This is a genomic window from Vibrio sp. FF145, from assembly GCF_041439075.1.
Lineage (GTDB): Bacteria > Pseudomonadota > Gammaproteobacteria > Enterobacterales > Vibrionaceae > Vibrio > Vibrio tasmaniensis_A.
This window is the reverse complement of the sequence record NZ_JBGONH010000101.1, coordinates 1-4,588: the sequence shown is the minus strand read 5'-3', so window position 1 is coordinate 4,588 and position 4,588 is coordinate 1. Positions and strand designations below refer to the sequence as shown.

The 4,588-nt window shown below is 39.5% G+C and carries 5 protein-coding genes and 1 pseudogene; 4 read left to right on the top strand and 2 right to left on the bottom strand.

Going from position 1 to position 4,588, the window contains the following annotated elements; genetic code table 11:
* Positions 1-148 precede the first annotated feature (148 nt).
* The 4 genes and pseudogenes from ACED42_RS21470 to exsE2 all read left to right on the top strand — a co-directional run bounded on the left by ACED42_RS21470 (position 149) and on the right by exsE2 (position 1,905).
* A complete protein-coding gene (locus ACED42_RS21470; protein WP_017098094.1) occupies positions 149-583 on the top strand; it encodes a CesT family type III secretion system chaperone in 435 nt (144 codons plus the stop codon).
* Between the two features lie 254 nt (positions 584-837).
* Positions 838-957 (top strand): annotated as a pseudogene (locus ACED42_RS21465) (ISAs1 family transposase); the annotation flags it as partial.
* Between the two features lie 203 nt (positions 958-1,160).
* Positions 1,161-1,607 carry a type III secretion system chaperone gene (locus ACED42_RS21460; protein ID WP_017098095.1) on the top strand — a complete coding sequence of 149 codons (447 nt, stop codon included), beginning with the start codon at positions 1,161-1,163 and terminating at the stop codon, positions 1,605-1,607.
* 7 nt (positions 1,608-1,614) lie between these two features.
* Positions 1,615-1,905: a T3SS regulon translocated regulator ExsE2 gene (exsE2, locus tag ACED42_RS21455; RefSeq protein WP_017098096.1), complete on the top strand. Its 291-nt coding sequence runs from the start codon at positions 1,615-1,617 to the stop codon at positions 1,903-1,905.
* 608 nt (positions 1,906-2,513) lie between these two features.
* On the opposite strand, the gene ACED42_RS21450 is transcribed toward exsE2, so the two are convergent.
* Together ACED42_RS21450 and ACED42_RS21445 are read right to left on the bottom strand one after the other, a co-directional pair.
* A complete protein-coding gene (locus ACED42_RS21450; protein WP_017098097.1) occupies positions 2,514-3,710 on the bottom strand; it encodes a hypothetical protein in 1,197 nt (398 codons plus the stop codon).
* Between the two features lie 6 nt (positions 3,711-3,716).
* Positions 3,717-4,151 (bottom strand): CesT family type III secretion system chaperone, encoded by a 435-nt coding sequence (locus ACED42_RS21445; RefSeq protein ID WP_017098098.1) that lies wholly within the window; start codon positions 4,149-4,151, stop codon positions 3,717-3,719.
* Positions 4,152-4,588: the final 437 nt, after the last annotated feature.

Sequence of the window (4,588 nt, the reverse complement as noted above, 5' to 3'; positions counted from 1 at the left end):
GGTTAGGTATGCCTGAAACTTGCTGTATTGACTAAGAAACGCACGAAATGGGGCTACTCTGTCTCTAACTGAATTACGCAACAAAGCCGTTATTAAACTCACTTTTTGGTCTACTGACACGCCTTTTTACAGTAAATAAGTAAACAATATGAGTCAGCAATATATAAAAGTAGTTGAAATGCTTTGCCAAGAGCTCGGTCTAGAGGCAGCAAACACTGAAACGAATAATGTGACAAGCATTAAAGTAGGAGAGCAAGAGTGCCACATTACCGAACACCCAAGTGGACGTTTGATGATGTTAAGTAATTTAGGTGAACTCAACAAAAACAATGCTCAGGTTTTGCTTGAAATGAATATGTTTAGCCAAGATGAGAAAAAACCAGTTGTTGGCTTTGATAATAAAAGTAATAACCTCATTCTTTGGAATCATCAGCCTATCGTTCAAGCCGATCGGTACACGGTATATCAACAATTGGAATTGCTCAGCCAATACTATGAACAAATAACCTCTCTAGCTAACAATATAGAATCAAAATCTATCGACAAAGAATCACATTTTTACCCTACAACTTTTCGCGTTTAATTGTATTAACCTAATAAACTGCAGGGAGCTGAAATACTATTACAGCTAGCGGTCTGCTCTCAACTTGCTTCACACGCAAGTTGATTACAGTATTCCCTAGTCACATCGGGATGCTTGGTTCAGGAAGAGCTACTTGGTTTGAAGGCGAGGCAACAATTCTTGCTCCATTGGTACTACATCAAGAATTATTAACAAAGTATGTAAACAAAGACAACTAGCCCTTTGAGAGTGTGTCACTGAATCAGTTTCATCATCAACGTTTTGTTCAGGACTGATTTAGGAAATCCGAAAGGGACTTATCAGTACCAAGGAAGATGAATAAAGCTGCATGGAATAAAGATTACAGAGCCTCCGTTCTGTTTACATCAGATTAACAAAGTACATTCGTGCCCTTATTGAGACCATAAAAGGAATAGAATCACGCTTAAGAAGCGCGAATGCCGAAGAACTGCGTATTTTGGTAATTGCGATCTGACTGAACCTTACGTAATATATAAAAAATATCAACCAATAATAATATAAAAAACACCTGTTTAACCTATAATAACTATTAACATTTAATGAAAGGACTGTTTTTATGTCAGTACGCCAAATTGTAGATGAGGTTCTGATAGAGTTTTCTCGTCGAGTAGGCTTGCCTGAATTACATTTGACTGAAGACGAACTGGGGTTAGCTTTTGACGATAAGTTAAGAGTGCATTTAATTTTTCACTCTAAAATAGAAACACTTCAACTAGAAGTAGAGATTGTTGACCTACAAATTGTTAATTCTGATCTTTATCGTTCTTTTTTGTCATTCAACTATCACTGGTCTGAACATCAACTATTTTTTAGTCTAGATAATCACAGGCACAAGCTGTGTTTAAACAGGTTGCTTCGTGCCGAAAAACTCGACTATGAGCTGTTTGAGAGTGGACTTGCTGAACTGCTCACACAGAGCGAATCTTGGGAGTCCTTGTTGTCTGCTCATGTCGTAACAGAAGTTTCACCGTCTATGCTTCAGAGCTCAGACTTAAGAGTTTAGGTACCTTATGTCCAACGACATCAAACCAAAAATAAATGATATATATTTCAATAACTTAGAGAGCAAAGGACAACCTCCCCTCGCAACGCAAGGCACCTTTCTGGGGCGAACCGTTGTACAGACTAGTCCTGGAGAGCGAGAGGCGAATCGAGCCAACTCCAAACTGGAGTTAAGTGAGTTGTTGTCGATGCATGCGAATGTGGAAATTTATAACTCAATCTTAAGCTTCGAAAAAGACCCTCATTCTGTACAAGCCTTATTGAATAGAAAAATCCAAGTGATCAGTCAGTCTCAATAAAAACGACCATAAATCGAAATCGGCCCTAGTTTTGAGCCTTGTGTAACTATCCTCAACTTGTGCGTTGTAATGACACAGAGTTAAAGCGGTACTAATAGCTGTAGCACACAATACACGCTGTTTCAGATAGTGGACACTTGTGATAGTCAAATTTTTGCTTCCCGTTTTTTTGAGCCGTGAAGCTTAGGTAGCCAAAGATTCAGCACTACTTAGACGCCTATCTTTGTAGGGGAAAGGTAATCCTCATTGTTTACATGCGTTGCCGGAGGAGAATAACTCCATCTATAAAGCCGTTTAAAAAACTTCTTACTCTCATCACCTTCTAATATTGTTTAAAATCAATGCATACATAGATATAATGACGATTTATGCCATAACTAAAGCTGTTTTACGATAAATGCGACGTTGTTGTTTAATTCAGTTAAGAAAAAGAGTTATTTTAACACACTTCTATCGATTTGACCTTCAAACTTAAATTGCAGACACCACCTTAGTTGGTGGTATCTGCGTTAGTTATTATATGTTCAGAAAATCAACTATTAGACGCTCGCCTCTCATTTGCCCTACAACACCAGACTACATAAAAATTTGCGTTTTTATATTTATTTCTACTTCAAAACTTCCGCAATATCCGCTGTACCGTTTAAGTAAATAATTGGCACTCCAAGTTTTTGGGCTAGGGGCTCAGCATGCTGCTTGAATAACTCGTACTTATCATTTTTGGATAACAACGTTTCTCCTTTCCAATCGGCTAAATCTTGGTGAGAGGCTGTTGGGGCGCTGTCGTTGAGGAAAAACCCTGCTATTTCCACCTTCTCGGTTGCCTTCTGCCCCTCGTGGAGATTTACACCTCCAGACGTACAGATAAGAATTTCATTGCGCATCCCATAGGTTTTCTTCAGGACTTCACTTGGAGTGTTGGTATGCCTTTGATGTCGCGGTAATTCCTTTTTTGCTAGTAACCCTGTACGTTCATAGTCAGGCATTGCCTCATAGCGGGTCTTTGTAGCGTTCTTATCTGAGACGTTGACAAGATCTTCAGTCCGATCAAGAAGACCAATGTTGGTTTCCGACATCAGATCGTTTGGACTAGCGGCAATAACATTTTGTTCCGGAACTTTCAGAATTACACCAACGGAGCCATAAGTGAAAGTCTTGCTCTGGTTTACGATACTAGTGCATGCTACATCCCAGGAGGTTAGCGCACTTTCTGCATCAATACTAAAAACGCCCTTCCCTTCCATCAAGTGAGTTATTGGTGCGGTGTGGACAATAAACTGAAAATCTTGTTTTGACTGGTGCCCACGCACTCCCATTTCACCACTTACTACTGTAGGATCTGTAAAACCTCCACTATCCCACGAGCGCACAAAGTTTTCCTGAACTGCTGGGTTATCGGCTTTTTGGTGTAACGCTGCGGTCAGCTTTTTAGCATCTGAGGATGAAGCTCCTTGACCATGTAATGCTTTGATGAAACCTTCTTTCATCCGGCTTATCAAGCCCCCCTTGTTCTGTCTGATTACATGCATATCTCGAATTTCGAACTGTCGTCCGTCATCAAGAGTAAAACCTCCCTTCGCTTGTTCTTTGTTCATTGCTGTCATTGCTGTCATTGCTTCATCCATACTTATCGTGATAGCAGTTTTTTCTCCTGTGGTGGGTTGTTTCAGTGTAGGTCCTGTTGGCGCGATATCCTGCAGTAGTTTAGCTTTGTCAGGCTGAACCTTTAGTTCATATGGACTCTTGGTATGAGTTGAAGTGTTTGTGACATTAGTCGTTTGAACTGGATTCAATCCAATAGGCATGAATATTTATCCTTTTATAAGCTGTTGAGAATAAGGCATGGTTACTTCATTTATCGGTTCTGATACCGAACTAAATTGAGTTCTAAGAGTACTCATAAGCACAATGAAGTTGTTCATCGTGTTCTCAAAGTCGATTTCATCGCAATCAACTAAGCTAAGCTCATGAATGAGAAGCAGTTTATTTTGATGCGTCGCTAACCAACAACGTTTCATCGTATCCTGTTGTCCGTTCAGTACCATACTGCTGCGGAGTATATACAATTCATCCTTCATAGAAATATCCGTTATCTCACCATGAAGTAGAAGCTCCTGTCCATCTTCAGAGAGTTGGACCAGGAGGGAATGAGCCTCGTCTACCCGCATATGGCACCGACGGTCAATTAGAGTTAGCTGCTCGTTGATATTTCTCAGCCAGTATTTGACATTACTTTCTCTGTCCATTTTATCCTGTTCAATTTGTCATGGTTTTACCACTTAGATTAACGTGCAACAAAAAAACGGCAATCATATGTAGCCGTTATTTTTTATGTTTCTACGGGAACAGTTTCGATGGTCTCCGTAAAATGGTCGGAAATAGCATTTTCACCCTCAAATTACATCATCTTAATTATGTTTATCTAATTGAATTTTGTATACTTTTTTAAAGTTTTGGTAAATTATTATAATTTGCTTAGCCAGCCAAAAGCGAGACCCAATTCCATAGGCATTGGAACGTAAATGAGTTGGTTAAGTGGTAAGATTAGCTTTGTTTCGCAATTCAGTGGAACTAAATTAAGAATCTACGACCTGAGCAGCTACCACCACTCTCTCTCGTAGCCCTATGCCTAAACCTCGTTATAAAACAACCAACTGGAAGCAAAATACAATCAATAACTCAT